Here is a 26,333-nt window from a genome sequence, read left to right on the forward strand (position 1 = left end):
CCACGCGGCCCGAGGCGAGGCCCGCCCCACCGGGGCTCACTGCTTCAGGTGCTCGGCGAGGAACGCCCTCACCTGCTCCCACGAGGCGGCGGCGGCCTCGGCGTCGTAGCGTCCCGGCGCCGACGGGTTCGCGAAGGCGTGTGGCGCGTCGTACTTCAGGATCTTGTGCGGCACCCCCGCGTCCGACAGCGCCTCGTCGAACTCCTCCACCACGTCGTTGGGGATGGACTCGTCCTTCGTCCCGAAGACGCCCAGCACCGGCGCCTTGATGGACTTGAGCTCCTGCGCGTCCGTCACCGGCCGCCCGTAGTACATGACCACCGCGCTCAGCTCGGGGATGGTCATCCCCGCCCGGAGTGACCACCCGCCCCCGAAGCACCAGCCGATGACGCCCGTGCGCGTCGACTGCACCCGGTTGGACGTCATCAGGAAGGCGTGCGCCGCCTTGAGGATCTCCTCCGCGCGCTTCGCGTCCACCGTCTTCATGGTGGCCATCGCCTCCTCGGGCGTGGTGGCCACCTTGCCGCCGTACAGGTCCACCGCCAGCGCCGCGTAGCCCTCGGCCGCCAACCGGTCCGCCCAGTGCATGATGTGCTCGTTGAGGCCCCACCACTCGTGGACGACGAGCACCCCCGGCATGGGCGCCTCCGCGTTCTCCGGCAGGCTCAGGTAGGCCCGCGCGCCCGCCACCTCCACCATCTGCCCCTTGCGCGGCGGCGCCGCCTCCGCCTTCAGCTCGTGCAGCGCCTGGAACTGCTTCTCCGTCAGCCCGCCCAGCTCCTCGCGCCGCTCCTCCGAGCCCGCCTTCTCCGCCCCCTGCTTCGTCGCGCAGCCGCCCAATGCGAGCAGCACCGCAGCCATCACTCCCCACTTCATCCGCGGATTCATCCGTATCCTCTCCTCCGGGCCTCTCTCGCACTCGGGCCCCGGAGCACGCCCGGACTAGCGCGCTCCCACCGCGCGCGCCAGGGTCCAGAGCCGCGCGGGACGCCGGGTGCAAGAAAGACGACGGGCCATCCGGCGCCCGCCCCGTCGAGGAGTGGGAGCCCGATGGCCCGAGGTGGACTCGCGCGCGTCCGATTACTTCTTCTGCGCGGGCTGTCCCTGCTGGCCCTGCGGAGCGCCGCCCGGCTGGCCCTGCGGAGCGCCCGGCATGCCCGGAGGCGGCTCGTTCTTCTGCACGTCCAGCAGCTCCACCTCGAACACGAGCGCCGAGCCGCCCGGGATGCCCGGCGTGCCACGGTCGCCGTAGGCCAGGTCGGACGGGCACACCAGCTTGGCCTTGCCGCCCACCTTCATCTTCTGCAGACCCTCGGTCCAGCAGCGGATGACGCCGTTGAGCGGGAACTGGGCCGGCTCGTTGCGCTTGTACGAGCTGTCGAACTCCTTGCCGTCCGGCAGCGTGCCCCGGTAGTTCACCTTCACGATGTCGGTGGCCGTAGGCTGCGCGCCGGTGCCCTCCTGCAGCGACTTGAAGATGAGGCCGGACTCGGTGCGAATCGCGCCCTCCTCCTTGGCGGCCTGCTCCAGGAACTCCTTGGACTTCACCTTCTCCTTCTCGGCGCGGGCCGTGGAGCGGGTGCGCGCCAGCTCCTGCAGCTTCGGCCCGTACGTCTGGATGTCCACCGCGGGCTCCTTGCCCGTCACCTGCGCGGACAGACCCGCCTTCACGAACTCCAGCTCCTCGGGCGTCATGTCGAACACCTGGATCTGCCGGCCCAGGGTGAGCCCGAGCGCATAGAACGTCTTCTGATCATCCGTCTGCGGGTTGGCCCCGGCGCCGGTGCCACCGCCGCCAGAGGAGCCCTGCTGCTGACAGCCCGCCACGGCGAGCATCAACGCCACCACCAGAAACTTCCGCATGTAACCTGTCCTTTCCAATCGAGGCAGCGAGCGCTGCCCGTGTCGGCGCCCTTATACAAAGGGGCGGCCCGGCTGGGGAGCGGAGCGTCCTTATCTTTTGCCGAGAACCGGGGCGAGGGGTGGACCAGGAGGCACTTGGGGCATGGACATCGACGTGCGACGCGTCCTGGACTCGTTGGGGGACCCATTGTTGGCCTTGGATCGCTCGGCACGCATCCTCCACGCCAACGCGGGGATGAAGGAGCTGCTGGGCTGGTCGCGGCTGGAGCTGCTCGGCCGTCCCCTGACGCAGGTGATTCCAGGGGGGCTGCCCGGGTTGCGCTCGGAAGGCCCGAGCGCCCCTCCCCAGGGTCCATGCTGGGAGCCACACCTGCCCCCCCCCCGCCCCCTCGTCCGGGTGAGTGCCCTGCGGCGCGATGGGCGCACCCGCGAGGTGGAGGTACGGCTGTCGCCCTGGCCCGGGGGAGAGGCGGAGGGGCTGAGCATCCTCTCCTTCCACCCGCTGGACACCCAGGTGGAGCTCGAGAGGCACCTGCGGCTGTGCCGCCGGCTGCACGTGCTGGAAGCCGCGTTGACCCAGACGTTCTCCCAGACATCGGACGAGGAGGACGCGGCCTACGCGGTGCTCCGGGTCTGTGGTGAGCTGGAGGGCTGGACGCTGGGCACGTACTGGCGGATGGAGCACGACCCCCACGTGCTGGTGCCGCTCACCCTGTGGACGGCATCACCCGGCCTGGGCGATTTCACGAATGTCACGATGCGGCGAACCCTCGCGCCCCTCGAGGAACTGCCCGGCCAGGCGTGGACGCGCCGGGAGCCCATCTGGTGCCGCGACGTGACGCGGGAGGCGCGCTTCCTGCGCGCGGAGGTGGCGGCGCGGGAGGGCCTGCACGGGGCGCTCTTCCTCCCGGTGACGGGCGGCGGTGGCCGGATGTACGGGGTGCTGGAGCTGTTCAGCCGGGCCCCCCGGGAGGATCGCGAGGCGGACGAGACCCTCGCCAGCGCGCTGGGCCACCGCTTCGGGCGCTTCCTGGACCGGCTCAACCACACGGCGCTGGAGCTCACGCGCGACAAGGCCGTGCGCTACCTGTGGGAGTCGGACCTGCTGGGGCTGTTCGTCAGCGACACCCGGGGCCAGCTGTTGGACGCCAACGCCACCCTGCTGCGGATGCTGGGCTATTCGCGGCGGGACGTGCGGGAGGGGCTGCTCACATGGTCGACGCTCCTCCCACCGAGCCAGCGCATCAGCCTCGAGGGCGTGCTGCGGCGGCTGCGGCACGACGGCGTCTTCCACTCCGTGGAGAGCGAGCTGCTGCGCAAGAACGACAACAGGGTGCCGGTGCTGCTGGGCTCGGCGAGCCTGGGCGACGAGCACGTGGTGACGTTCGCGTTGGACCTGTCGGCCTGGAAGCCGATGGAGGCCAACGTGCCCCGGGAAGCGGACGCGCGGCTGCATACCCTCATCTCCCACGCGCCCGTGGTGCTCTTCGCGCTGGACCGCGACGGATACTTCACCCTCTCCGAGGGCCGGGGACTGGAGGCCCTGGGGCTGAAGCCCGGGCAGGTGGTGGGCATGTCCGCGTTCGAGCTCTACCGGGCCGAGTCGGCCACGCTGTCCCACGTGCGCCGGGCGCTCGCCGGGGAGGACTTCTTCTCCGTGGATGCGCTGTCCTTCGGGCCCATCTACGAGACCCACTGGGTGCCCCTGAGGGACGTGGAGGGGCACCCCACGGGCACGCTCGGGCTGTCGGTGGACGTCACCCAACGCGAGCAGGAGGCACGCTGGCGGGCCCAGCTCCTCGCGGAGGCGGAGGAGGCGCGCGTGGAGGCGGAGCGGGCGGTGCGGGCGCGCGACGAGTTCCTCACCATCGCCTCGCACGAGCTGAAGACACCGCTCACCTCCCTGGGCCTGCAGCTGCACACCCTGCTGAAGCGGGCACGCGAGGGCGGACGGCCGGAGGACGCCGAGATGGTGCAGCGGCTGGAGAAGGCGCAGCGCCAGGTCCAGAAGCTGGCGCGGATGATGGACGAGCTGCTGGACGTGTCGCGGGTGACGGAGGGGCGGCTGCGGCTGGAGCTGACCGAGGTGGACCTGCTGCAGCTGGTGCGCGAGGTGATGGAGCGCTTCCAGGAGGAGGCCCAGCGCATGGGGACGCGCCTGGAGCTGCGGGGAGAGGAACCGGTGGTGGGCCGGTGGGACCGGGCGAAGCTGGAGCAGGTGGTGACGAACCTGGTGTCCAACGCGATGAAGTACGGGGCGGGAGCGCCGGTGGAGGTCCATGTGCGCTCCAGTGGGGCCATGGCGCTGCTCGAGGTGAAGGACCATGGCATCGGCATCGCGCAGCAGGACGTGGAGCGCATCTTCGGGAAGTTCGAGCGGGCGGTGACAGTACGGAAATACGGTGGCTTTGGACTGGGGCTGTACATCGTGCGGCAGCTGGTGGAGGCCCTGGGCGGAGCGGTGGACGTGGAGAGCGCACCGGGACGGGGCTCCACCTTCCACCTCGTGCTCCCGCTGGCCGGGCCCGAGGCGCGGTTGCCCTCCGCGCCCTCCTCGGACGCGGGCCTGCATTGAGCCCGTGCCCGGCTGGCCGCGCTCCGGGCGGGCGGAGCGGCATGTCTTCCAACATACCAGTGTCCCAACATGGGGTTACATCCGCGCTCGCCGTCTGGAGCCCCGTCTGATACGGCGGCATATCCGGGTTCTGGGAGGAGTCGTGCAACCAGGGGACGTGCAACGCACCAGCGTTCTGTTGGTGGATGACCAACCGGCGGATCTCGCCGCGCTGGAACGCCATCTGGACCCCTTCGCACTGCACCTGGTGAAGGCCCATTCGGGCGAGGAGGCACTGCATCGCATCGAGGACGAGGAGTTCGCGCTCGTGCTCATGGACGTGCGGATGCCGGGGCTCAGCGGCTTCGAGACGGCGCGGATACTCCGGGAGAACGAGTCGGAGCGGCACGTGCCGCTCATCTTCCTCACGGGCGCGCCGCGCGAGGAGGCCTCCGTGGCGCACGCGTACGCGACGGGGGCGGTGGACTGGCTGCGCAAGCCCGTGGAGCCGGAGACGCTGCGCGCCAAGGTGCGCGTCTTCGTCGAGCTGCACCGTGAGCGTGAGGCGCTGCGGCGCCATGAGGCTCGGCTGCGGGAGCGGGAGCGGGAGGCGTTGGAGGAGAAGCGTCTGCGGGCCGAGGCGGAGCGCGAGCGGCTCGTGGTGGAGCTGCGCGAGGCGGTGCGCCTGCGTGACGAGTTCCTCTCCGTGGCCAGCCATGAGCTGAAGACGCCCCTCACCCCGCTCGCCCTGCGCCTGCAGATGATGTGGCAGGAGCTGGAGGCGGAGCCGCCGAACCGCGAGCGCCTGCGCCGGCACGTGGAGGCGGTGCGCGGGCAGATGCGGCGGATGACGACGCTGGTGGACAGCCTGCTGGACGCCACGCGCCTCACCAACGGCCAGCTCGTCCTGCGCTACGAGCGGAACGTGGACCTCGCGGCCGTCGTGCGCGACGTGGCCTCGGCCTTCGAGAGCCAGGCGATGCGCGCGGAGTGCCCGCTGACGGTGGAGGCCGCCGACCGCGTCGAGGGCCAGTGGGACGTGCTACGGCTGGAGCAGGTGGTGGCCAACCTGCTGTCCAACGCCCTCAAGTTCGGCGCGGGCTGCCCCGTGCACGTGCGCGTGGAGGCGCGTGGGGAGTGGGCCCGGCTGACGGTGCGCGACGGGGGCATCGGAATGGACGAGGACGTGCGCACGCGCATCTTCGGCCGGTTCGAGCGCGGTGTGTCGGAGCGTCACTACGGCGGCCTGGGACTGGGCCTCTTCATCACCCATCAGGTGGTGAAGGCCCTGGGTGGACACATCCTCGTGGAGAGCGCTCCGGGGCTGGGCTCCACCTTCGTCGTCGAGCTGCCCTGCTCTCCGCCCGGGGAGGCCGGCGGAGGAGGGCGCCTTGATTCCTGAGCCGTGACGTCCAACGCGGAGGAGGGGACGGCCTTCACGCTCCACCCACCGCGCCATCCGCCCACCCCGGGCAGGGAGCACACATGACGCAGATTGGAAGTGGAAGCGTGGGCGTGGCGCGGGTGGAGGTGGAGGTGACGGTGGGCGCGCCTCGGGAGCGGGTCTGGCGGGCGCTGGTGGAGGAGGCGGGCCAGTGGTGGCCCAGGGACTTCTACGTGGGCCGGGAGCCGAAGGGCTTCGTCCTCGAGGCGCGCCCGGGAGGCCGGGTGTACGAGGACTGGGGCAACGAGGCGGGAGCGCTCTGGTACACGGTGCTGGTGGTGGAGCCACCGGCGGTGCTGGAGCTGGCGGGGCACCTGACGCCGGCCTTCGGAGGGCCCGCGACGACGACGGTGCGGCTGACGCTGAAGGACGAGGGCGACAAGACGGTGGTGAAGGTGGAGGACGCGGTGTTCGGCCGGGTGGACGAGCACACGGTGCCACGGCTGCGCGAGGGCTGGCGCACGCTGATGGGCGGCGGAGGACTGAAGGCCTGGGTGGAAGGCCAGACCTCCACGCCCGCCTGAGCGCTGACCCACCGGGCCAGCGACCGTGGCCTCCAGTCGCATGGCCCGGGCCCCACCGCGTGCCCACCCTGCCCCCGAGCGGGGATCGCACACGGGTGCGCCGCGGCGAGGGGGGGACGATGAAGGCATGGAGGGGAGGAGGCGCGCTGCTGCTGCTCGCGGGGCTGCTGGCGGGAGCGCGGGCGCGGGCCGAGGAGGAGCGGGAGCGCCACGGCTGGGACATCACCGTGGAGGCGAACACGGACTTCCCGCTGTCGGTGGGTGGGCGGCTGGGAATCGAGTCACCGTGGCGGCTGCGCCTGTCGACGTCGCTGGGCTACCTGCCCGAGGCGTACGTGCGGCTGGTGAATGACGCGGCGGTGGAGCTGGGCGCCTACGGCCGCAACGAGGCGGACCTCATCGAGGAGTCGCTGAAGAACTCGCTGGTGTGGCGCACGCACGTGGGCTGGCGGCCCTTCCCGAGGGCGGGCTTCTACGTGGAGGGGGGCTACGGGCTGGTGGCGCTCGGCGGAGACACGAACGCGGAGGAGGTGCTGGTGACGCTGACGGGCATCTCGCCGCCGGTGGGCGAGTCCGTGTTGGATCGCGTGTACCGCGTGCGCTCCGTGCTGCACATGCTGGACGTGGAGCTGGGCTGGCGCTGGGGACTGGGCGCGGGCTGGACGGCGCGCACGGCCGTGGGCGCGGCCTTCACCCTGGACTCCAACAGCCGGATAGAGCCCCAGTTCGTGCCCGAGGTGCCCGTGCTCGTCACCGGCTTCACGCGTCTGGCCGAGGGCTACCTGGACCGGACCTTCGAGCGGTACGTGCACCTGCCGGTGCTCTCCTTCTCCCTCGGCTATGCCTTCTGAGGTGACGGTTTGAGGTGACGGCGGGGTGACCGCCGAGGACAGGTAGCTGGAAATCACCTCTGGCGTCTCCCAACGTGTTGGGTTACAACTTGACACCTGACCCTCACCCATGGTCAAATCCGGTTTAATCGTATTTGGCCTCAATGGGGGTGGACCGTGCATACCTGGAAGGTCCTGATCGGCGGATGGGCGCTGATGTGCGCCGCCGGGTGTGGCCACGGAGAGGCGGTGCGGCGGGAGGAGCCCGGGGAAGGACTGGGGGTGGCGTGTGCCCGGGGCGACGAAGGGGCGTGCGGAGCGGACGAGTCCGAGGAGGGCACACGCACCAAGGGAGGCACGGTTTCGCTGCGCATCTGGTCGCTCATCGCGCAGGGGCAGTTCGCGGAGGCGCAGCTGCTGATCGCCGAGTCGACGGCGGCGGGGCTCCTCACGCAGCAGCAGGCGACGCGGATGCTGGAGCGCATCACGCTGCTCAACACGCGGCTGGGACAGATACCGGCCACGCTGCAACGGGTGCAGGACTTCCCGTCACAGCTGCGCGACTTCACCCTTTTTCAAATCAAGCAGCAGCTGGAGCGCCGGGACTTCACGCTGGCGACGCAGGCGCAATTGAAGCTGGCCGAGAAGCTCATCGAGCAGCAGGACCGGTTGATGGAGAAGGTGAAATGACGAAAGCGCCCTCGCCCCCGAGTGTGGAGGAGCTGACCGAGCGCCTGCGCGAGGCCCGGCGCGCGGGAGCACCGGGGAGTCCGGAGCGGCTGAGACTGCACCGGGAGTTGGCGGAGAGCTGCCCCACCTTCACGCCCAACCTGCTGGAGCTCGCGAGACAGTTGCAGCTCGCGAACGAGCCGGGGCGGGACGCGAGGGAGAACCTCGAGGAGGCGCGACGACTGCTGGAGCAGGCGGTGATGGGCTCGGAGCGGAGCGGCCCGGCGGTGGTGGAGCTGGGGTACTACCTGGACACGATCCACGACGCGCCGGAGCAGGCGAGGAAGCTGTACGAGGAGGGAGCGGCGAGGGCGCTGGAGACGCTGGAGGACGCGTGGGCGGGGCTGCTGCGCGCGTGGGTGCACGAGCGGACGAAGGAGTCGCTGGAGAAGGCGCTGAAGCTGAGCGAGCTGGCGGAAAAACTCTTCCCGGACTCGGGGCGAATCCAGGGAGTGGTGAACGACGCACGTCAGGCCGCCAGACACGAAGGCCAGTAACCCCCTCTCCCCCTGGGAGAGGGCTGGGGTGAGGGTAAGTCCCCCCGTGACCCCAAGGTGAGCCCACCTCGCGTAGGGTGCGAGGCGCGAATGAGCCACCTGAGAAGAGCGACGCGAGAAGACAATCCCCGGCTGCTCGAGCTGTTCGGAGCGGTGCCGATGCAGGGCGAGCTGGTGCTGGCGACGCAGCGCTCACCGGACTTCTTCCGCCTCTACGACATGCAGCGAGGAGACACCGAGCTCTGGGTGCACGAAGCAGAAGAGGGGCTGGACGGGATGGGAGCGGTGCTCGTGAGGGAGGGCTGGCTGGGGGGCCGGCCGTGCCGGGTGGGGTACCTGGGAGACCTGCGCACGCGCTTCTCGGCGAGACGAAGCCGGGGACTGGCGCGCTTCTACGGGCCGGTGCTGGAGGAGACGGCGAAGCGGCTGGGCGTGGACGTGTTCCTCACCTCGGTGATGGCGAGCAACGCGGCGGCGCTGCAGGCGCTGGTGAAGCGCAAGAAGAAGCGCGAAGCCCAACCCCACTACGCCCTGCTGCGACGCTTCTCGGCGGTGTCGGTGCACTTCACCCGTCGGCGCAAACCACGCCCAGGCCGCATCCAGGTGCGTCGCGCCACACCGGGGGACATACCGGCCATGGCGGCGATGCTGGACGCGGACCACCGGGCACGCCCCTTCGGCTACCGGTACGACGCGGGAGAGCTGGAGCACCGGTTGGAGCGCTGGCCGGGCCTGAGCGTGGAGGGCTGCTACCTGGCCTTCGACGGAGGCGGGAAGCTGGTGGGGTGCACCTCGGTGTGGGCTCCAGACGCGGTGAAGCGGTACCGGGTGCTGGCGTACCGGGGCTCGATGAGGTGGGTGAAGTGGGGCTACGACGCGATGGCCACGGTGCTGCGCGCGCCGAGGCTGCCGGAACCGGGCAACGACTTCCGCTACTTCTACCTGTGCAACACGAGTATCGCGGGAGAGGACCCGACCATCCTGCGCGCGCTGGTGGAGCAGGTTTACGCGGACCACCACGGCAAGGGGTACCACTTCTTCTCGCTGTACCTGGACGAGGGAGATCCACTCACCCCGGCACTGGAAGGCTTCTTCCAGCGGAGGCTGGACTTCCACCTCTACGCGGTGACGCCAGCGAGCTCGGCGCGCGAGCACTTCCCCGCGGGACGCACCGGCTTCGAGATGGCCCTGGCCTGAAATACTCCCCGCTCAATACGACGAGAGGGGTGGCCGCATCATCACGACCTTCGGGTACGCGCAGCGGAAGCCCGCCTTCTCATAGCTGCGCTGCGAGGCCGTCAGGGGCTCCGTCGAGGCCGTCACCACGTCACAGCCCCGCTCGGCCGCCCAGGCCATGCGCGCGCGGATGAGCGCGAGCTGGATGCCCCTGCCCCGGAACGGCGGCGCGACACCATCCGCCGAGAGCAGGGCCACTCCCTCCGTCGCGGACACCACGCCCACGCCCCGGGCCTCGCCGTCCTGGAGCGCGAAGAAGCAGGTGTTCCCCACGGTGTCCACCAGGCCCAACCCCCCGGCCAGCTCCTGCTCGGACCCGGCGGGCCGTCCCAGGTAGGCGCGGAAGAAGAGCTCCGCCCAGCGCCGCTCCTCCCCCGGACGAATGGGCCGCACCTCCACGCCTGGAGGCGCCGGCGGCACGGGCGACGGCGCGCGCCACCACACCTGGAGGAAGCGCTCCACCCGGTAGCCCCTCGCGCCCAGCTTCGCGGAGAGCGAGGGCTCGCAGAACGGGTTCAGCTCGATGCGCACGGCACCTCCGCCCTGGCTCAACAGCTCCTCGATGCGCTCGAGGTCCGCCGTGCCCACCCTCCCCTCGAGCCCCACGCCAATTGCCGCCGAGTAGGGCGAGCGCACACCGAGGAAGATGGCCCGCCCGCCCGCGACACGCAGCGAGGGGACCCCCTGGCGCGCGGGGAATGGCGTCCGGTCGATCTGCTCCGCCTGGGCATTCTCGATGCGCCGGGCGAGCACGCGCGGTTCCACCCAAGGAAGAGACACGGCTGTCATGCAGGCCTCCTGTCCAGAGTCTGCTCTCAAGCAAGCGGCCGGTCGAGCGCGCTTGCGAGGTGTACGTCCGACATCTCATGCTTCGCGGATGCCAAGACTCCAACTCCCGGGAGGACTGCTCCTCGTCCTCCTCGCCGGCGCCGGCTGCACCGCGGGCCGCGCCCATGCGCCGACAAGCGCGAGTGCCTCGGACGCCTACGAGGACCGTCTGGAGCGGGCCCGCCTCGGCCTGCGCGGGTCCGGGCGCGAGGCCGCGCTCTCCGAGCTGGAGACCCTCGCGCACGAGCTGGAAACGCAGCTCGAGAAGAGCCCCCGGGAGGCCCGGCTGCATGCCCTGCTGGCACGCACGGCCTTCCTCCTGAACCAGGAGGAGAAGGCGCTCGCGGAGGCCGAGCGGAGCCTCGCGCTCAAGCCGGACCAGGCCGAGCCCCACTTCATCAAGGCCTTCGTCCTCGGAAGCGGGGACGCGGTGGAGGCCGCCCTCGCCAGCGCCCGCCGCGCCACCGAGCTGGACTCCCGGCAGGGCCGGTACTGGCAGCTGTTGGGCACGCTGTACATCCAGCTCGACAAACCGGCGGAGGCGCGCGGGGCCATCGACAAGACGCTCGCGCTGGAGCCGAACAACGCCCAGGCGCTCTTCCTGATCGGCCTGCTGCACATGGAACAGGGCAGGCATCTCGAGGCACTGGATGCCTACGAGAAGGCACGCGAGGTCGAGCCGGCCTTCGCGATGGCGCACTACAACGCCGGGCAGATCCAGCAGCTGAAGGGGAATCACGCCGCGGCGCTGGAGCGCTTCCAGAAGGCGGCCGAGCTGGAGCCCCAGGACTGGAGGACGCGGGCCAAGCTGGTGCAGCTGCACCAGGCGCTCGGACACAAGGAACAGCGGGACGCCGAGCGCGAGGCCTTGCTGCTGCTGCGCCAGGCGGGCAAGGTGGACAAGGAGTACTTCATCCGCGAGCAGTTCAGCGAAGCGGGCCGCAACGTCATGGTGGTGGAGAACTTCGAGCTGGAGGGCGACTGGGCCCGCCGCTACGAGTTCCAGGTGTACACACCGGACCAGGAGAGGCCCTCGCTCGTCATCTCCCTGGGCTCCTATTCCTTCGCCAACACGTTCGCGCGCGAGAAGGACCCCAACGGTCCGCGCCTGTTCCACCTCGACGGCTACCACCCTGACAACGCGCACGACACGTATGGCTTCTTCCAGGGAGAGCCCTCCTATGACGAAACTCGGGAGATGGTGCTCTCCGTCCTGAGGGGCGAGCTCAAGCCCATGTCCTCCACGAAGCCCGGCAAGCCATGAAAACATTCTTCGAAGACGCGACCCGGACGAGGGCCGCCCAGGAAGTGAAGGCCATCGAGGCCCGCACCGCCGCCGAGGTGGTGGTGGCCGTCCGCCAGACCTCCGGCCACTACCGGCACACGGACTACCTCGTGGGCTTCGGACTGTCGCTCGTGACGCTGCTGGCCATGCTCTACCTGCCGCCCGAGTTCCCGCTGGAGACGTTCCCCGTGGGCGTGGCGCTCACCTTCGCGCTGGGGGTCTATGTCAGCGAGCGGCTGCCGGGCCCGCGCCGGCGGCTCACCTCGCGCGCGCTGCTGGAGGAGAACGTGAGGACGGCGGCACGCGCGAGCTTCGTGGAGCTCGGGGTGTCGCGCACCTCGGGGCGCACCGGAGTGCTCGTGCTGGTCTCCACCTTCGAGCGGCGCGTGGAGGTGGTGACGGACATCGGCGTGGACACCGCCGCGCTGGGCCCGGAATGGGAGCAGGCCGTGGCGAAGCTGTCGGCCGCCGTGGCCACCTCCGAGTCCCCCGAGCCCTTCTTCGAGGCGCTGCGCCTGTTGGCTCCTCCTCTGGAGCGGGCGCTGCCACGCGCCGACGATGACATCAACGAGCTTCCCGACGCTCCCCACGCCGCGTGAGACCCATGAATCGCATTGGCCGATGGATCCTCTTCGCCGCGCCGCTCCTGCTGGCGCTGGTCCTCGTCTCGCGAGAGAGCCAGGCGCGCCCGGGAGGCGGCAACACCTACCGCGGCTCGAGCTCCTCCAGCAGCAGCAGCCGGGGCTATTCCAGTTCCAGCAGCTCCTCGCGAAGCTACAGCTCCTCGAGTAGCTACTCCGGAAGCTCCTCCTCGGGCTCGAGCGACCCCGGCGGGTACATCTGCCTGTTCTTCGGACTCGTCGTCGCCGTGGTCACCGTCAAGAACTACGTCGACAACCGCAACGCCCCGAAGCCGCCCGACTGGAGCACGACCCAGAAGCTGTCCTCGGAGCGCAAGGAGCAGGCGAGGGAGCGGCTGAACCGGCTGAGGACGGAGGGGCCTGCGGGACCGGACGGAAGACCCATCCCGTTCGATCCGGACTTCTCGCAGATCCTCTTCGAGGACTTCCTCTACGCGCTGTACGCGCGGGTGCACGAGGCGCGCGGCGGCGGCCGGCTGGACACGATGGCCGCATACCTCTCCACGCGGGCACGGCAGACACTGCGAGTCCTCGGCGAACCGGAGCGGGTGCACGGGGTGGTGGTGGGCGCCATGCAGTACCTCTCGACGAGCCCGCTCTCGGCCACCAGCCAGCGCATCAGCGTCCGCGTGCGCTTCGAGTCCAACTACACCGAGGAGTCCGCCTCCGGCGCCGCACGGAGCTACTACGTAGCGGAGGAGTGGACGCTCACGCGCTCCACGAAGGCGAAGTCACGCTCACCCCAGAACGCCCGGGTCTTCAAGTGCCCCAACTGCGGCGCGCCGCTGGAGGGGATGCAGGGCAACACCTGCGCCTACTGCCAGAAGACGGTGAACACGGGCGAGTTCGACTGGGTGGTGGACGGCGTGTCGGTGGTGGAGCGGAAGGAGCGCGGTCCACAACTCACCGGGGACACGCCCGAGGAGGGAACGGATCTGCCCACGGTGAAGCAACCCCGGGCGGACGAGCGCCTGGGCAGGCTGCTCACGGCGGACCCGGCGCTGACGTGGGAGGCACTCGAGCAGCGCCTCGGGCTCATCTTCCGGGAGCTGCAGGTGGCGTGGTCCAACCGCGAGTGGGAGCGGGCGCGCCCGTATGTGAGCGACAGCCTCTTCCAGATGCAGCTCTACTGGATGGAGACCTACAAGCGAGCGGGGCTGCGCAACGTGACGGAGAACGCGCGCATCACCCGGGTAGAGTTGGCGCGGGTGACAGTGGACCGGTACTACGTGGCGCTGACGGTGCGCCTGTTCGCCACGGGGATGGACTACACGGTGCGGGACTCGGATGGGATGTGCCTGAGTGGCAGTCAGCGGCGCGAGCGCCGCTACAGCGAGTACTGGACGCTCATCCGGGGCACGCGCACGAGAGGAAAACCGAGTGCCGACAAACGCTGCCCCTCATGTGGAGCGGCCCTGACCATCAACATGGCGGGCAACTGCACGCACTGCTCGGCGAAGGTGACATCCGGAGACTTCGACTGGGTGCTCAGCCGAATCGAGCAGGACGAGTCCTATCAAGGCTGAGCCCCCTCCTCCCTCTCCCCCTGGGAGAGGGTCGGGGTGAGGGTATAGAGGTTCGCGGGTTGGCTCGGAATGAAGGTCCTCGGGCTACTCCAGAAGAAATACGTCCACGGGCTCAACGGGAAGCCCGCTGGCAACATCCGCGATGGGCTCAACCCGCCCCAGCTCCGCCCACTCTCGATACAGGGACTCTACCGTCCCAACATCCCGCCCATCCCGTAGCAACCCGTGCTCATTCAGGACGAAGGGAAGCGGGTGCGACGGGTCTTGCAACACATGCTCTTGCAAGATCTTCAAGAGAGACCACTCTCCGACCGAAATCACATCAGTCCCCAAAAAAATGGAGAGCACGACCGGAAGTCTCGGCTCGGAATCGCAGGGAAGAAAGATACGGAGAAGACACCGCGATCAACTCGCATGGAGACCCGTTGGCGATGGAATAGACCAACAACTCATGGGCAGATCCAATCTCACGACTCACTGGCAACCAGAATCCGCGCGGCTCACGAAGGTTGATGTGCTCAAACCTGCTCCGTTCCTCTTTCGGAAGCCGCCCTTCGTAGAAATGGCCAGTAACCACTTCCCAAGGATTCCTATCGACCCCACGATAGAGGAAACCCTGCCGAGGCTCTTCAACAACAATATATCCATTCACATCAAGCTTCATCGAGGCACCACTCCGGTCTTGAGTCAGGCTGAGGGATGACCCTCAATCAACACGAATCGCTGAAAGTAGCACTCCGAGGAGCAAGACACAGCTCGCGGAGAGAGCCGCAACCAGCGGACCGGGAAGGCGCGGCCACAAGCGCCGAACCACTGCGAAGACCACCGCGCCCGCGAGGGCACCGAGAACGAGCCCCGGCCCCGCGTCCCACGGCTCACTCTTCGGCAGCTCAGCCCAGCGGAGCGCGTCAAAGGAGAGAGAGCGCTCGCGAGGGTAGGCACCGACCAACCCTCCAGAGATGGCTCCGGGCAGCACCCCGTACACCAGAGCGCCAAGCCAACTGTTCATCTTGATTACCTCTCACGCCAACGGATCGCTCTCCAATTCTCCGCTTCGTAAGCGAAGCACTCCTTCAGTTCTTCGAATCCTTTGACATCAGCCCAGTGCGCCTGTTCGCCGCGGGGCTGGACTACACGGTGCAGAACTCGGATGGGATGTGCCTGAGTGGCAGCCAGAGGCGAGAGCGCCGCTACAGCGAATACTGGACGCTCATCCGAGGCACGCGCACGAGAGGAAAACCCAGCGCCGACAAACGCTGCCCCTCATGAGGGGCGGCGCTGACCATCAACATGGCGGGCAACTGCACGCACTGCTCGGCGAAGGTGACATCCGGAGACTTCGACTGGGTGCTGAGCCGAATCGAACACGACGAGTCCTATCAAGGCTGAGCCCCTCCCCTCCCTCTGGCCATGGGAGAAGGAGGGGAGAGATAACTTGTTCCAGCCCACGCTCGGATGCGCGCCGGCTCGCGATGCCGGTGAAGACCACCCGCAGCACCCGCTCGGGCCGGAGTGTGGGCAGGCTCAGGGGTTATGTGAACCTCCAAGCTGTGACCAAGCTGCGCGGCCAGGGTACGAGCTGGAGGGAGAGCACCATTTCCGCCTCCTCTCCATTGCCACATACTCAAGGCGCAGGCCTACCGTTGGAGCATCAAACTATTCGCCACTGCCTCTCAGTGCCGTCCCACGGGAAGACTCCGTTTACGGCTATCTCGATAAAGCTAACGCGCCCGTTCGATGCGACCACCTCGAACGAAAGCCCGTAAGGGACTCCGTCCATCTCAATGAACTTGCCTTGGGCGGCGTAGAAGCCATCGCGCACAAACTGCTCATGCCTGTCTCTGAGATGCGTGAACCGACCAGCTCCCGTATTCTCTCGCCTCGGCACTTCGAGACCGTCGGTCCGGAAGCCAGGCCAGTTTTCCAATGCAACGACCCGAATGATTTCCCGCTCAAGAGGGGAAAGCTCCTCGCTCATTTCAACCCCATTCTGCTGGCTGAACCGACATAAAGAACGCCATCAATGACCCTGCCGCCGATCAGACGGATCTGAGTGCCAGCTACATCTATAACCGGTCCGGCGTTACCTAGCGGAAGCATTCCATTGGGTCCAGGCACAATCTTCCCTTCCTGCAGAGCCTTGTTCGCCGCCTCATGAATTGCCAGGAACGCTCTTTCTCGGCTTCCATGGGCCTTCACGAAGGCATCAAGCGCATGTTCGGCCTTCCCAAATATATGATTCATTTTATTGGGATCGATTGGCACCTTTGTGGCCGAATTGGCGCCACAAGTGGCTACCGATGGAATCAGCGTAGCACCAATCCATTCCAAGGCAAAGTAACTAGCAAAGAATGCCCCCGTTGCCACAATCGCCATACCGGCTCCTCGGTCGTGCGCGGCGAGCAATTCGGGGGAGAATTGATTGCGGCGGCCAAGGACATCGTCATCGGGCAGGAATCCGTCCTTATCCGCGAAGAGCAGAGGGTTGTTCAGCGCGTATGCATAGGGCGTAAGCATTCGGCTTTGCCGCGCATAGTCGCGAACGATCGCGGGCTTTTGGAGCATCGGTTCGGGCTGCAGGTACCTACCGATGCTCGGGTCATAGTAGCGGTTCCAGTTCTCGAAGAGGTCCGTCTCCGCGTCGTAGTACTGACCGGGGAAGCGCAGCGGCGTCCAGAAGGGCTGCGCCCCCGTCTGGTAGCGCTGGTACTCATACCCCTCCAGCACGACTCCCGTCGAAGGCGAGCCTCCTACACCGCCAGGCCACACCACCTTGACGCTGGCACTCCCCGTCGACGGCTGCACCCAGTCCGACCAAAAGCGCGCACGCCCCGTACCTGACTCCGAGGCCAGCACCGAACCGGCCGCCCCATCCACCAACTCCACCGTCCCCGCGCTCATGTCCAGCAGATGGAACAGGGCTCGCATCTTCACCGACACCGCGCCATTCGTCGGTTGTATCATCGAAGCAAGCGTGCTGGTGCCAGCGGTCGTGCTGTCGAGCGGATGCGTCGTCTCCGCGCTCAGCGTGACCCGGTTGACATGGCCAAAGGGCTCATGGTCCGCCGCCCCCGCCACGCGCCCTCTTCCATCCAGCATCAGCACCGGCTTGCCGATGTGGTCCGTCACCGGGAAGTACACCCCACAGGCCGCGGCCTCTCCATTGCGCGCACAGTCCGTCGAGCTGTCCGCCTGCCGCGCCCACGTGTTGCTCAGCCTGCCTCGCACCATCGCCACCGGCCGCCCCCCCAGCCACACGTAGTCGTCCTGCGTGTAGTAGGCCACTGGCGCCGCGAGCCCGCTGCTTCCCCGGTCCACCAGCAACTGGTTGCGCTGGTCGTGGAAGTACTCGTCCGAAGTCCCTCCGGGGTAGCTCTTCAGCCGCCGCCGCCCCAGCGCGTCGTAGTAGTAGTTGTAGAAGGCTCCATTCACGTTCACCGCCCGGAAGACCGTCTCCGTGGCCACGCCCTCCGACTGCCCGTACTCGAATCCCAGCACATACCCGGGAACGTTACTCGAGCCGTAGGCTCCTTCCTTCCGGGAGGCTCGTCCATCCGCGTCATACTTCAGTGCATATTTCAGCAGGCTTCCAGACGCAGAGGGATTCCAGCCTTCCAACCTGTCCTTGCGAGGCGCGGCCGCATAGCTCATGGCATATGGAGACGAGCCGCTGCTCATGGACACGCGGTTGCCACGGCCGTCGTACCCGTAGGCCTGCTCCCCGACGACGGTCCCGCCCTCCAGCCGCTGCATCCCCTTCAACCGCAGCGTCCTGTCGTAGCCATACGTCTCCGTCCTCGGCAACGTAGCCCCCAGCAGGCACGTGTCCGTCCTCACCACCTGGTCCGCCTTCCACGTGTACGTCCGCTGGTAGATGTCGCCCGCCCCAGCGCCCATGGCGACAGTTCCCGAGGACACGCGCAGGCCGCGCAGTCGGCCCGTCAGGTCCGAGGCCGCCGCGGACGGGAAGGTCGCCGAACAGCCCGCGGGCGCCACCGAGCCATCATCCCCCAGGCCATACTCCACCGTACTCGTCGTGCCCGACGTGGGGTGACTCAGCACATAGCCACGCAGCCCACCATACGGCTCCCAGGACACGTTGCTCAGCAGTCGCTTCGTGCTCCAGGCCGTGCCGTCGTACAGCGTCACGTCGACGGCCACCACCCGGTCCACGTTGGCGTCCGTCCCATACACGTACGTCACCATTCGCCCGTTCGGGTACGTCACCGAGGCGAGGTTTCCATTCGCCGTGTACGTGTACTGGGTGTGCGGGTTCGCATTGGCCACGCTCCCGCACGTCGTCTCCCCGGCCCTCACGCGAATCTCCCCCAGCACCCGTCCCTCCGGGTCGTACTGGTACCAGGTCCGTCCAAACGAGTCCTCCCGGTAGCGAATCCGCCCCAGGGTGTTGCTCGGGGCCGGGCAGCCGGCGGGGGACGTTCCCTCCGAGTCGTAACCGTAACGGTAGAGAAGCTGGGACCCCTTGTCGGACACCTGCCGGGCGGACAGTTGCCTCGAGAGCATGTCGTAGGAGTAGGTGACGTACTCATGCGCCTGGCGCATGGCCTCCGTCTCCTTCACCACCACGTTGCCCAACACATCGTAGGCGTAGCGGACCGGGCCATCCGCGTGCGGCAAAGTCACCTCCACCACCCCTCCGAAGTCGTCGTACTTGTACGTCGCCGCTGGCTGGACACAGGTCGCGAAGGAGTCCGTGGCCGTGCACCCCACCTTTACCCCGGACACGTTGCCCTGCACGTCATACTCGAAGAGCGTGCGCTGGGCCACTCCGTCCGCCGGGAACTCGTCCACCTGCACCAGGCGGTCGGCCCGGTCGTATGTCATGGAGGAGCACAACTGCGACAGCGGCGTGCCGTTCGCCTTCACGCCACCGCACCAGGCCGGCGGGTTGTTGAAGGGCAGTCCCACACCCGTCTGGTTGTTCGCACCATCGAAGGACCTCGCCGAAGTGAAACTTCCCGCCCCATCACCCCACTTCTGCCACGTGGGCCTGCGGTGCGCGTCCGCCGCGTACTTCAACACCCGCCGCGTCTCCGTCGTCGCCCCCGTCCTGGACAGGTAGCGCTCCTCTTTCCGCGTCCCATCCGGCCAATACGTGTACACCACCTTCTCCGTCCAACCCGTGCCGTCCGTGCTCGTGGCTCGGGCCTTCCACTGCAGCTTGTCGGTCAGCGTCCCGCCCGTGCACGCATCTCCCGTCGTCCCCGTCCGGTAGCAGAACACTTCCGCGTTCCCCGAAGGAGACTGGACCGAGGTCAGGTGCCGGCCATCCGCATAGCTGAAAAAGGTCCGTTGCCCGTTCGTTACTTTCTGGGTCAACCTGTCTTCTTCATACGAGTAGCCCGTCACCACACCATTCTCATCCTTGATGCTCGTGGCCTGGCCCCGCGCGTCGTAGGCAAGGTACTCCGTCGCCAGGGGCACGGAGGAAGAGCGCGTGGGATAGGCAGTCACCCGCTGCAGGCGGTTGCGAACACTGTCTCCAGCGGTGCTGGGGTAGTAGTCGTAGCGGATCAGCGGGTAGTCATCGGCCGCACTGCAGTCGGTGGCGGACTCGCTCGAAACCATGCATGGGCCATGCACCTCCATCGTCCGGCCCAATGGATCGGGGATGGACTCGCCCGAGGACACATGCGAGGTGAAATAGAAGGTCCCCACGAAACGACGCGTCGTCGTCCAATTGCCGTCGCTGGCGCGCACCAGCGTCCAGCCGGACTCGATGACGGCCTTCCGTCTGCCCGACTCGTACACATACGCGGTACGCTTCCGGCTGTCCGGCGCCGCGCCCAGCACGCTCTTCTCCTCGATGGATTGCGGTAACTGCTCCCCGTTGGGGCCGTAGGTATAGCTGAAGGTCTGCTCCTCCAGCGCTCCCGCTCCAAACATGTCCGAGGCACCGAGCTTCACACTGGTGCGCTCCAGCCGTGGCTGCGCCTCCGAGGACAAGGAGTACCCATACACCTCCCAGTTGTCCCTCTTGTCCTTGCGCGCCGCCTCATGGCCGGGCATTCCCGCGGTCGAGCATGTCCACTCCGTGCGCTCCGAGCCCGGGCTGCACGATTGGCTGGGGCTACACGACTCCGCCTTCTGGTACAGGCGCGGCGCCATCTCCTGGCCATAGTTGGAGAGCGTCTCGAAGTTGTATATCAGCAGGGCTGACGGTTCAGTACCATCGCCACGCCCTACCTTGTAGTCCCTCGCCGTCCGCTTCTGGGGCACCCTGCCGCAGCAGTTGGAGCCGGGCAGACAGCCCACCGCCGTCAAATCCCACTGAATGGACACGCTGGAGCCTTCACCCTCCACGGTCTTCACGCGCCCATCCGAGCCGTAGGTATGACGGACGAGTTCCACCCCCTGCTGTGTGTGCCGGAAGTCCGAACTCGTATACAGGTATTCCTCCTGGCGCGTGCGGTACTGGGCCCTGGCAATGCGCCCGGGTAGCTCCGCCCCGGTCGCCCCCCCTGGCCTGTAGTAGGAATACGTCACCTCGGGCTCCGTGGAGCTTCCATCCGCCCCATCCGGGCTGCCCAGGCTCACCGCCGAAATGACACACTCAAAGGTTCCGTACGGCGATGCCAGCTTCCGGTAGCTGAAACCCAACGTGCGCCCCGTCGACGTCTGCACCGACGACAGATAGGGGACACCCGGGCTGCTGTCCGGCCCGCCCTGGACGCACCCCTCCAATGCTGGCGTTGCATAGTTGAGCGTCGCCAGAACCTGCCCCGTCGACGACAGGACGCGAGAGAGGAAATAGCGATTGTGTCCACCCTGAGCAGGCACGAAACGAGCCTCGAAGACGAGCCGACTCCCGTTCGCTTGCACCAACTCATACCCGGTGGCAGTCCGAAACAAACGTTCTCGCTGGCTGCGGTTTCCGCCTGACAGGGCCGCTTGACAGGGCACGCCCCCGCACGGGGTGAAGCGCAGCAGGGCCCCCTCCCTGTCCCGCACACTCCAATAGTTCGAATGCTCCACCACCACGCCCATCCAGTTGTGCCACCACTCCATGGAGCCCGGGTCGCGGCCACTGGAACCAAAGGGCTTCGGGGCGCCCAGCATCGGACCGTCATGCGCCCACTCATCTCCCCGCGAGCTGAAGGTCCGCTCGAAGCTCAGCGTCATGACGCTGTCCGAAACCTCTACATCCTTGACTCGCTCAAAGGTCGTCCCCGTGACCATGTTGACGGGGTCGAACCAATTCGTCTCCTCGCACATGGTGGGAGGCGGCCCACCCTTTGGCTCGGTGTCCATACAATCCTCATCCACTTCACCATCGTTATCATTGTCGATGCCGTCGTCGCACTCCTCCCCCTCCGGGTACGTGCAATGCGTTCCTTCATTCAAGACGAGAGTGAAATCCTCGATTTTCTTCACCGTCATTCCATCATTGAGAACGCATTGACCTCCAGGATGGGCAGTGCAGTCTGCGTTATTCCGACACCTCCACCTACCACCCTTCTCGCAGGAATCGATTCGAGGAAGAGGACCCGGCGTTTCTCTATAATCCGATCCCCTCTTACATTGCGTATACACAGTCTCGCATTCACCAGACCGGGGAATCCCCGGGGTGCAATAGCGTTCGCTACTTCCACAGTCCCCCGTGTAGCACCACTGAGGGTCTTCGCCCGGGCAGGAGCAGATTTGCGCTCTGTAGAAGGGATCCCCCGGATGAGGGGGCAGCCACATCGTGTAAGAACCAGCACCATGGGCAAACAGAGGCGCCAACAGGCAAACAAGCCACAGGAACACGACGGCCCCTGCTCTCAACGGAAGCAAAAACCGGGCACTCAGCGAACCCCAGCGATATGCAAATGAATTGAATTGTCGCATATTCATATCAAAACAAAAAAAGATGACGAACATCGCCTCGTCGCGATTAGAGTCCCAACCCCCACACAGCGATGAATCAGACGAAAAAGCCTACTGCCCCATGAGGGCGTCCCCAGAGCTGGGGAGTTCAGGGACGCACAACCTTCCCTGGGGCGTCGGGTACACCTGAGCACAATGCCAGTCCCGAGGACACTCCTTCTCCTCCTGGCACGCGCGGCTGCAAACGTAGCCCTCTTCTCGCCCGGGCTTCACATGAAGACAGACACCGGAAAGACAGGCACTGGCGCCGTTCTCCGAGCAGTCCTCTCCCAACTGCTTCGTCGCCTTCTGGGCTTGCAGCGGACGATGTTCCGTGAGCACTTCCCTCCCATCTGACGCCGCGGGCTCCGTCTGGTTGTTCGAACAGCCCACCCACACTCCTCCCAGGGCGAGCCCCCACATCAACACAATCCGCCTCATGAATTCTTCTTTCCGCTCAAAGAGCGAGAATTTTTCTCGATTTCCATTACTGACGCAGAACACATGATTCAAGGCGCCGCTCCTCTACCAACTGCGACGCGATGGCGCTGTGAAATGGCTCACACCCTACATTTACATTGGCTCGCAATTTTTCGTAATGCACGAAAACCCTCCGTGTATCCATGGGCAGCGGCCGCCCCTTCACAAGACGTACCAGCCCTTGGATTCCCGCAACCCGCCAAAGTCCTGGAGGCGCCTCGCCATCCCTCCTTGGCGTGTGACAAATATCGTCATTGAACTGACAAAATTCGGCCAGTCCCCGCCGTCACGGGAATGTGAATCATGCGCGGGAGACCACCTCGATGCGCCACCAGAGATTGAAGACAAACAGTCTCGGCGGCGAGCAGCACCTCGGATTACGCGGACGCGTCGGGATTCGCTTTCTCTCCCACCAAGAAAGAGCCGGGGGTGAGGGACTGGAGGGGTAGCTCGAGGGTGAAGGTGGCCCCCTGCCCTCGGCCCGGGCTCGAGCACGAGAGAATCCCGCCCAGCTCCTCGGCCGCGAGCGCGCTGGTGTGCAACCCGAAGCCGTGCCCGTCCTTCTTCGTGGTGAAGCCGTGGGTGAAGAGGCGCGGGAGGTTCTCCGGGGCAATCCCCACCCCATTGTCGGACACGGCGATGCGCAACCGCCCTTCCCCTCCAGACTCCACGCGGATGGTGAGGCACGGATCCTCACGGCCTCTCTCCTGCATCGCGTGACGCGCGTTGCTCAGCAGGTTGAGCAGGATTTGGAACAGCTTGTGCCGGTCCACCCACACCGGCGGCACCGCGGCGTACTCGCGCCGGACCTCGATGTGCAGCCTTTGGAAGGCGGTGGCCTGCAGACGCAGAGCGCCGTCGAGGAGCTCGGGCAGGGACACCTTCTCCACCACCCCGGAGAAGCGCGCGTACTGCTGCTGCATGCCCACCACCGTCCGGATGTGCTCCACGCCATCGCTCAGCGTCCGCAGCTCCGCGAGGATGGCGTCCCGCTCCTTCACCAGCTGGGCCGTGGCGGACTCGAGGTAGGCCGGCAGCGCCCTGCCCTTCGGATCGGATGTCAGGAACGTGCCCGGATCCGCCTCGTGCTCGCGCAGCAACCGCACGCCCTTCTCCAGACCGGACACCCGCATGGCGCGCAACCGCTCCCCCAGGAGGTTGGCCGACACGTTCACGCTGTTGAGCGTGTTGCCCACGTTGTGCAGGACACCGGTGGCCACCTCCGCCATGCCCGCCAGACGCGAGGCATCCACCAGGCCGCGATGCAGCTCGCTCAGCCGCGCCTCGGCCGCCTTCCGCTCCGTGATGTCCCGGATGAAGACGGTGAGCTTCACCACCTTCCCCTCCTCGCTCAGCACGGGGCTGATGGTGAGCTCCACCGTGGCGCTGACCCCATCAGAGGGCGGGATGACCACCTCCTCCCGCACCTGCTGGCCGGCCCGGGCCTGGGCGAGCCACTCCTTCCACCGCACCTGCCGGGCGGGAGGCATCCAGGAGAAGATGAACTCGCCTCGTGGCAGGTCCCTCCCGAGGCGCCGCCGGAAGTAGGCCCTCGCCGTCTTGTTGATGATGATCAGCCGCCCTTCCAGGTCCAGGGAGCACACGAGGTCATCGGTGCTCTCGATGAGGCTGGCCAGCTCGCTCTCGCTGTCCCGCAGCGTCTTCAACGCCCGCTCGCTCGCCGCGTGCGCCTCGATGCGCGAGGAGAGGAACAGCCCACTCACCACCCACCCGCACAGGAGGAAGACGGCCCCGAAGCAGCTGAACAACCAATCACTGCCCCCGTAGCTGGCGCCCGCGTAGAGCGGATAGATGATGGCGTTCAGGGCGGAGAGCAGGGAGAAGAACAGGCCGGGACGCCACCCCAACAGGTAGGCGGAGAGCACCGGGAGCAACATGCTCGCGGCGTGCGTGGCCATGGCCAGGGAGCCCATGCGGAACGTGCTGAAGATGTCCGCCCCCGCCAGCATGGAGCACAGGAGCAGCGCCGGTGGCCGGGTCGACGTCCCCCAGCGCAACAGCGCCAGTGCCGCCCCGATGCACGCCGTGCAGACCACGCCCAACACCGTCAGGCTCCCGGCATACTCCGTGAGCTGCACGAGCCCCAGGAACAACGAACAGCACCCGAGCAGCAGCCAGCACACCCCGACGAGCATCCGTGCCCGGCTGAGCTCGATGGCGTGCGCCCGGCGTAGACTCTCCGAGAGAGCCCCATCCAGCCGCTCCTGGAACCACGCCCCGAGCTGCTCCAAAGCACTCGACATGGCGCGGACTATGCCCCAACCCGGTGTCCGCCGGGCAACACCGCGTCAGGAGGCCAGCACCGCCCCCCGTAACTCGCTCGCCCGCTCGCCCATGGGCAGCAGCAGGGAGAAGGTCGTGCCAACACCCTGCTCGCTGCGCACCCGCAGCTCGCCCCCCATCTTCTGCACGAGCGAGTGGCTGATGGACAGACCGAGCCCCGTGCCCGAGCCGACCGGCTTGGTGGTGAAGAACGGGTCGAAGATGCGCGGCAACACCTCGGGAGCAATCCCGTGGCCGGTGTCCGAGACGTCGATGCGTACGTACTTCCCCTCGTGCACGGTGCGCACACGCAGGGTGTGCCGCTGCGGGGAGCCGGGCTGCATGGCCTGGATGGCGTTGATGATCAGGTTCAGGAACACCTGGCTGAGCCGGCTCTCGCTGGCGAGCACGACGGGCAGCGCCTGTGCGTAGTCCTTCTCCAGGGTCGCCGTGCGCTTGAGCTCGGACTGGGCCATGCGCAGCACGAAGTCGAGGCTCGCGTTGATGTCCACGGGCGCGAGCGCCTCGTCCGAGACGTGCGAGAAGGAGCGCATGTCGCGCACGATGTCCCGGATGCGCCGGCAGCCGTCGAGCGACTCGGAGAGGGCATCGCGGGCCTCGACGAGCATGTCCGCCATGTGCCCCGGGAAGCAGGGCAGCGCCGCCAGCTGCCGCTCCAGGTCGTCGCGCCAGCCCTGCAGGTAGCTCAGGTTGGAGAGCACGTAGGCGATGGGGTTGTTGATTTCATGCGCGATGCCCGCCGCCAGGGCGCCCACAGAGGCGAGCCGATCGTTCTGGATGCTCTGCTGCTCCAGCCGCCGCTTCTCGGTGAGATCATGCCCCACGACGAGCAGGTTCCGGGACGAGCCCATCTCCTGGAGCGAGGCGGCGATGTCCAACGCCACGCGCTCGCCCCGCGCGGACGTCAGCCCCTGATCCGGCAGGCGCACCGTGCCGCGCGAGCACAAGGTCCGCAGGGCCAGGCGCAGGGAGTCGCGCTCGTTCTCAGGGGCGAGCGCCTCGAAGCAGGTACCGAGCAGCTCGGAGGAACCGCGCCCCAGCAGCCGCACCGCCACCGGGTTGGCCTCCAGCACCCGCCCCGCCTCGTCGAGCAGGAAGACGGCATCACCCGAGGACTCCATCAACTGGCGGTTGCGCTCCTGGGTCTGCTTCACCTGGAGGCGCAGCCGCAGCAGCAGCTCCACCTGACGCTTGAGCGCGAGCAGGTTGCGGCGCTGCTCCTCGCCAAACGCGTGGGGCTCGCGGTCGATGACACAGAGGGTACCCAGGTTGTAGCCATCCTCGGATTGGATGGGGGCTCCGGCGTAGAAGCGGATGAAGGGCGCCCCGGACACGAGCGGGCTGTCGCAGAAGCGCGAGTCCTTCGTGGCGTCCTCGACGACGAAGACGTGCTCCTGCTCGATGGCGACGGTGCAGAAGGAGATGCAGCGCTCCGTCTCCATCACGCCCGGCAGGCCCACGTTCGCCTTGAACCACTGCCGGTCCTTGTCGATCAGGCTGACGAGCGCGATGGGGACACCACACATCCGAGCGGCCAGCTGGACGATGTCGTCGTACTCGGACTCGGGTGGGGTATCGAGGATGCCGTAGCGCAGCAGGGCCCGCAGGCGCTTCTCTTCGTACTGGAGACCGGGGGGGAACATGCACTCTTGATTTGCATCACCCTCCTGACGCGCGGCAGCACCCCACGGCCCTTCTGTGGAAAGGCAGACAATCGTCCAGT

Annotated in this window: 18 protein-coding genes; 11 read left to right on the top strand and 7 right to left on the bottom strand. The window is 67.3% G+C overall.

All coding sequences use genetic code 11. The features are described from left to right. Positions 1-36 precede the first annotated feature (36 nt). A complete protein-coding gene (locus JQX13_RS09835) occupies positions 37-888 on the bottom strand; it encodes a dienelactone hydrolase family protein (RefSeq protein ID WP_203408777.1) in 852 nt (283 codons plus the stop codon). A 192-nt stretch (positions 889-1,080) separates the two neighbouring features. Further along, positions 1,081-1,863, bottom strand: a complete 783-nt coding sequence (locus tag JQX13_RS09840; protein WP_203408778.1) for an FKBP-type peptidyl-prolyl cis-trans isomerase — start codon at positions 1,861-1,863, stop codon at positions 1,081-1,083. A gap of 142 nt (positions 1,864-2,005) precedes the next feature. Here JQX13_RS09840 and JQX13_RS09845 point away from each other — a divergent pair, with 142 nt between their 5' ends. The 7 genes from JQX13_RS09845 (at position 2,006) to JQX13_RS09875 (ending at position 9,638) form a co-directional block, all read left to right on the top strand. Continuing rightward, a complete protein-coding gene (locus JQX13_RS09845; RefSeq protein ID WP_203408779.1) occupies positions 2,006-4,438 on the top strand; it encodes an ATP-binding protein in 2,433 nt (810 codons plus the stop codon). Positions 4,439-4,580: 142 nt separating this feature from the next. Then, positions 4,581-5,819: a hybrid sensor histidine kinase/response regulator gene (locus JQX13_RS09850; RefSeq protein ID WP_203408780.1), complete on the top strand. Its 1,239-nt coding sequence runs from the start codon at positions 4,581-4,583 to the stop codon at positions 5,817-5,819. Between the two features lie 83 nt (positions 5,820-5,902). Continuing rightward, positions 5,903-6,385 (top strand): SRPBCC family protein, encoded by a 483-nt coding sequence (locus JQX13_RS09855; protein ID WP_203408781.1) that lies wholly within the window; start codon positions 5,903-5,905, stop codon positions 6,383-6,385. 119 nt (positions 6,386-6,504) lie between these two features. After that, entirely contained in the window at positions 6,505-7,236 is a 732-nt protein-coding gene (locus JQX13_RS09860; protein WP_203408782.1) for a hypothetical protein, read from the top strand. Between the two features lie 156 nt (positions 7,237-7,392). Continuing rightward, the gene (locus JQX13_RS09865) at positions 7,393-7,905 is read left to right on the top strand and encodes a hypothetical protein (protein WP_203408783.1); all 513 of its coding nucleotides are present in this window, start codon (positions 7,393-7,395) and stop codon (positions 7,903-7,905) included. Beyond that, complete coding sequence (locus JQX13_RS09870; RefSeq protein WP_203408784.1) at positions 7,902-8,441, top strand: hypothetical protein; 540 nt, start codon at positions 7,902-7,904, stop codon at positions 8,439-8,441. The genes JQX13_RS09865 and JQX13_RS09870 overlap by 4 nt, the downstream gene beginning before the upstream one ends. 90 nt (positions 8,442-8,531) lie before the next feature. Then, complete coding sequence (locus tag JQX13_RS09875) at positions 8,532-9,638, top strand: hypothetical protein (RefSeq protein WP_203408785.1); 1,107 nt, start codon at positions 8,532-8,534, stop codon at positions 9,636-9,638. Positions 9,639-9,650: 12 nt separating this feature from the next. Here JQX13_RS09875 and JQX13_RS09880 read toward each other — a convergent pair whose 3' ends face one another. Beyond that, a complete protein-coding gene (locus JQX13_RS09880) occupies positions 9,651-10,457 on the bottom strand; it encodes a GNAT family N-acetyltransferase (RefSeq protein ID WP_203408786.1) in 807 nt (268 codons plus the stop codon). Between the two features lie 97 nt (positions 10,458-10,554). On the opposite strand from JQX13_RS09880, the gene JQX13_RS09885 reads away from it, so the two are divergent. From JQX13_RS09885 to JQX13_RS09900, 4 genes are all read left to right on the top strand, one after another. After that, complete coding sequence (locus tag JQX13_RS09885) at positions 10,555-11,769, top strand: tetratricopeptide repeat protein (protein WP_203408787.1); 1,215 nt, start codon at positions 10,555-10,557, stop codon at positions 11,767-11,769. Next, positions 11,766-12,389, top strand: coding sequence for a hypothetical protein (locus tag JQX13_RS09890; RefSeq protein WP_203408788.1), 624 nt, complete (start codon positions 11,766-11,768; stop codon positions 12,387-12,389). Before JQX13_RS09885 ends, JQX13_RS09890 begins: the two co-directional genes overlap by 4 nt. A gap of 5 nt (positions 12,390-12,394) precedes the next feature. Then, positions 12,395-13,957 (top strand): TIM44-like domain-containing protein, encoded by a 1,563-nt coding sequence (locus JQX13_RS09895; protein ID WP_203408789.1) that lies wholly within the window; start codon positions 12,395-12,397, stop codon positions 13,955-13,957. A gap of 69 nt (positions 13,958-14,026) precedes the next feature. Then, complete coding sequence (locus JQX13_RS09900; RefSeq protein ID WP_203408790.1) at positions 14,027-14,176, top strand: hypothetical protein; 150 nt, start codon at positions 14,027-14,029, stop codon at positions 14,174-14,176. 1,432 nt (positions 14,177-15,608) lie between these two features. Here the strand turns inward: JQX13_RS09900 and JQX13_RS09905 are convergent. From JQX13_RS09905 to JQX13_RS09920, 4 genes are all read right to left on the bottom strand, one after another. Continuing rightward, entirely contained in the window at positions 15,609-15,935 is a 327-nt protein-coding gene (locus JQX13_RS09905; protein WP_203408791.1) for a hypothetical protein, read from the bottom strand. Further along, positions 15,932-21,229: an RHS repeat-associated core domain-containing protein gene (locus JQX13_RS09910; protein WP_239014657.1), complete on the bottom strand. Its 5,298-nt coding sequence runs from the start codon at positions 21,227-21,229 to the stop codon at positions 15,932-15,934. Before JQX13_RS09910 ends, JQX13_RS09905 begins: the two co-directional genes overlap by 4 nt. A gap of 1,454 nt (positions 21,230-22,683) precedes the next feature. Beyond that, a complete protein-coding gene (locus JQX13_RS09915; protein WP_203408793.1) occupies positions 22,684-24,570 on the bottom strand; it encodes an ATP-binding protein in 1,887 nt (628 codons plus the stop codon). 45 nt (positions 24,571-24,615) lie between these two features. Then, a complete protein-coding gene (locus JQX13_RS09920; protein WP_203408794.1) occupies positions 24,616-26,253 on the bottom strand; it encodes a sensor histidine kinase in 1,638 nt (545 codons plus the stop codon). Positions 26,254-26,333 lie beyond the last annotated feature (80 nt).

It is taken from the genome of Archangium violaceum (genome assembly GCF_016859125.1).
Classification (GTDB): Bacteria; Myxococcota; Myxococcia; order Myxococcales; family Myxococcaceae; genus Archangium; species Archangium violaceum_A.

What these genes read in the sequence shown, in the direction of transcription:
- JQX13_RS09835 (WP_203408777.1), bottom strand. Translation starts at nt 888, where the DNA reads ATGAATCCGCGGATGAAGTGGGGAGTGATGGCTGCGGTGCTGCTCGCA.
- JQX13_RS09840 (WP_203408778.1), bottom strand. Translation starts at nt 1,863, where the DNA reads ATGCGGAAGTTTCTGGTGGTGGCGTTGATGCTCGCCGTGGCGGGCTGT.
- JQX13_RS09845 (WP_203408779.1), top strand. Translation starts at nt 2,006, where the DNA reads ATGGACATCGACGTGCGACGCGTCCTGGACTCGTTGGGGGACCCATTG.
- JQX13_RS09855 (WP_203408781.1), top strand. Translation starts at nt 5,903, where the DNA reads ATGACGCAGATTGGAAGTGGAAGCGTGGGCGTGGCGCGGGTGGAGGTG.
- JQX13_RS09860 (WP_203408782.1), top strand. Translation starts at nt 6,505, where the DNA reads ATGAAGGCATGGAGGGGAGGAGGCGCGCTGCTGCTGCTCGCGGGGCTG.
- JQX13_RS09870 (WP_203408784.1), top strand. Translation starts at nt 7,902, where the DNA reads ATGACGAAAGCGCCCTCGCCCCCGAGTGTGGAGGAGCTGACCGAGCGC.
- JQX13_RS09875 (WP_203408785.1), top strand. Translation starts at nt 8,532, where the DNA reads ATGAGCCACCTGAGAAGAGCGACGCGAGAAGACAATCCCCGGCTGCTC.
- JQX13_RS09885 (WP_203408787.1), top strand. Translation starts at nt 10,555, where the DNA reads ATGCCAAGACTCCAACTCCCGGGAGGACTGCTCCTCGTCCTCCTCGCC.
- JQX13_RS09890 (WP_203408788.1), top strand. Translation starts at nt 11,766, where the DNA reads ATGAAAACATTCTTCGAAGACGCGACCCGGACGAGGGCCGCCCAGGAA.
- JQX13_RS09895 (WP_203408789.1), top strand. Translation starts at nt 12,395, where the DNA reads ATGAATCGCATTGGCCGATGGATCCTCTTCGCCGCGCCGCTCCTGCTG.
- JQX13_RS09900 (WP_203408790.1), top strand. Translation starts at nt 14,027, where the DNA reads ATGAAGGTCCTCGGGCTACTCCAGAAGAAATACGTCCACGGGCTCAAC.
- JQX13_RS09905 (WP_203408791.1), bottom strand. Translation starts at nt 15,935, where the DNA reads ATGAGCGAGGAGCTTTCCCCTCTTGAGCGGGAAATCATTCGGGTCGTT.
- JQX13_RS09910 (WP_239014657.1), bottom strand. Translation starts at nt 21,229, where the DNA reads ATGGACACCGAGCCAAAGGGTGGGCCGCCTCCCACCATGTGCGAGGAG.
- JQX13_RS09915 (WP_203408793.1), bottom strand. Translation starts at nt 24,570, where the DNA reads ATGTCGAGTGCTTTGGAGCAGCTCGGGGCGTGGTTCCAGGAGCGGCTG.
- JQX13_RS09920 (WP_203408794.1), bottom strand. Translation starts at nt 26,253, where the DNA reads ATGTTCCCCCCCGGTCTCCAGTACGAAGAGAAGCGCCTGCGGGCCCTG.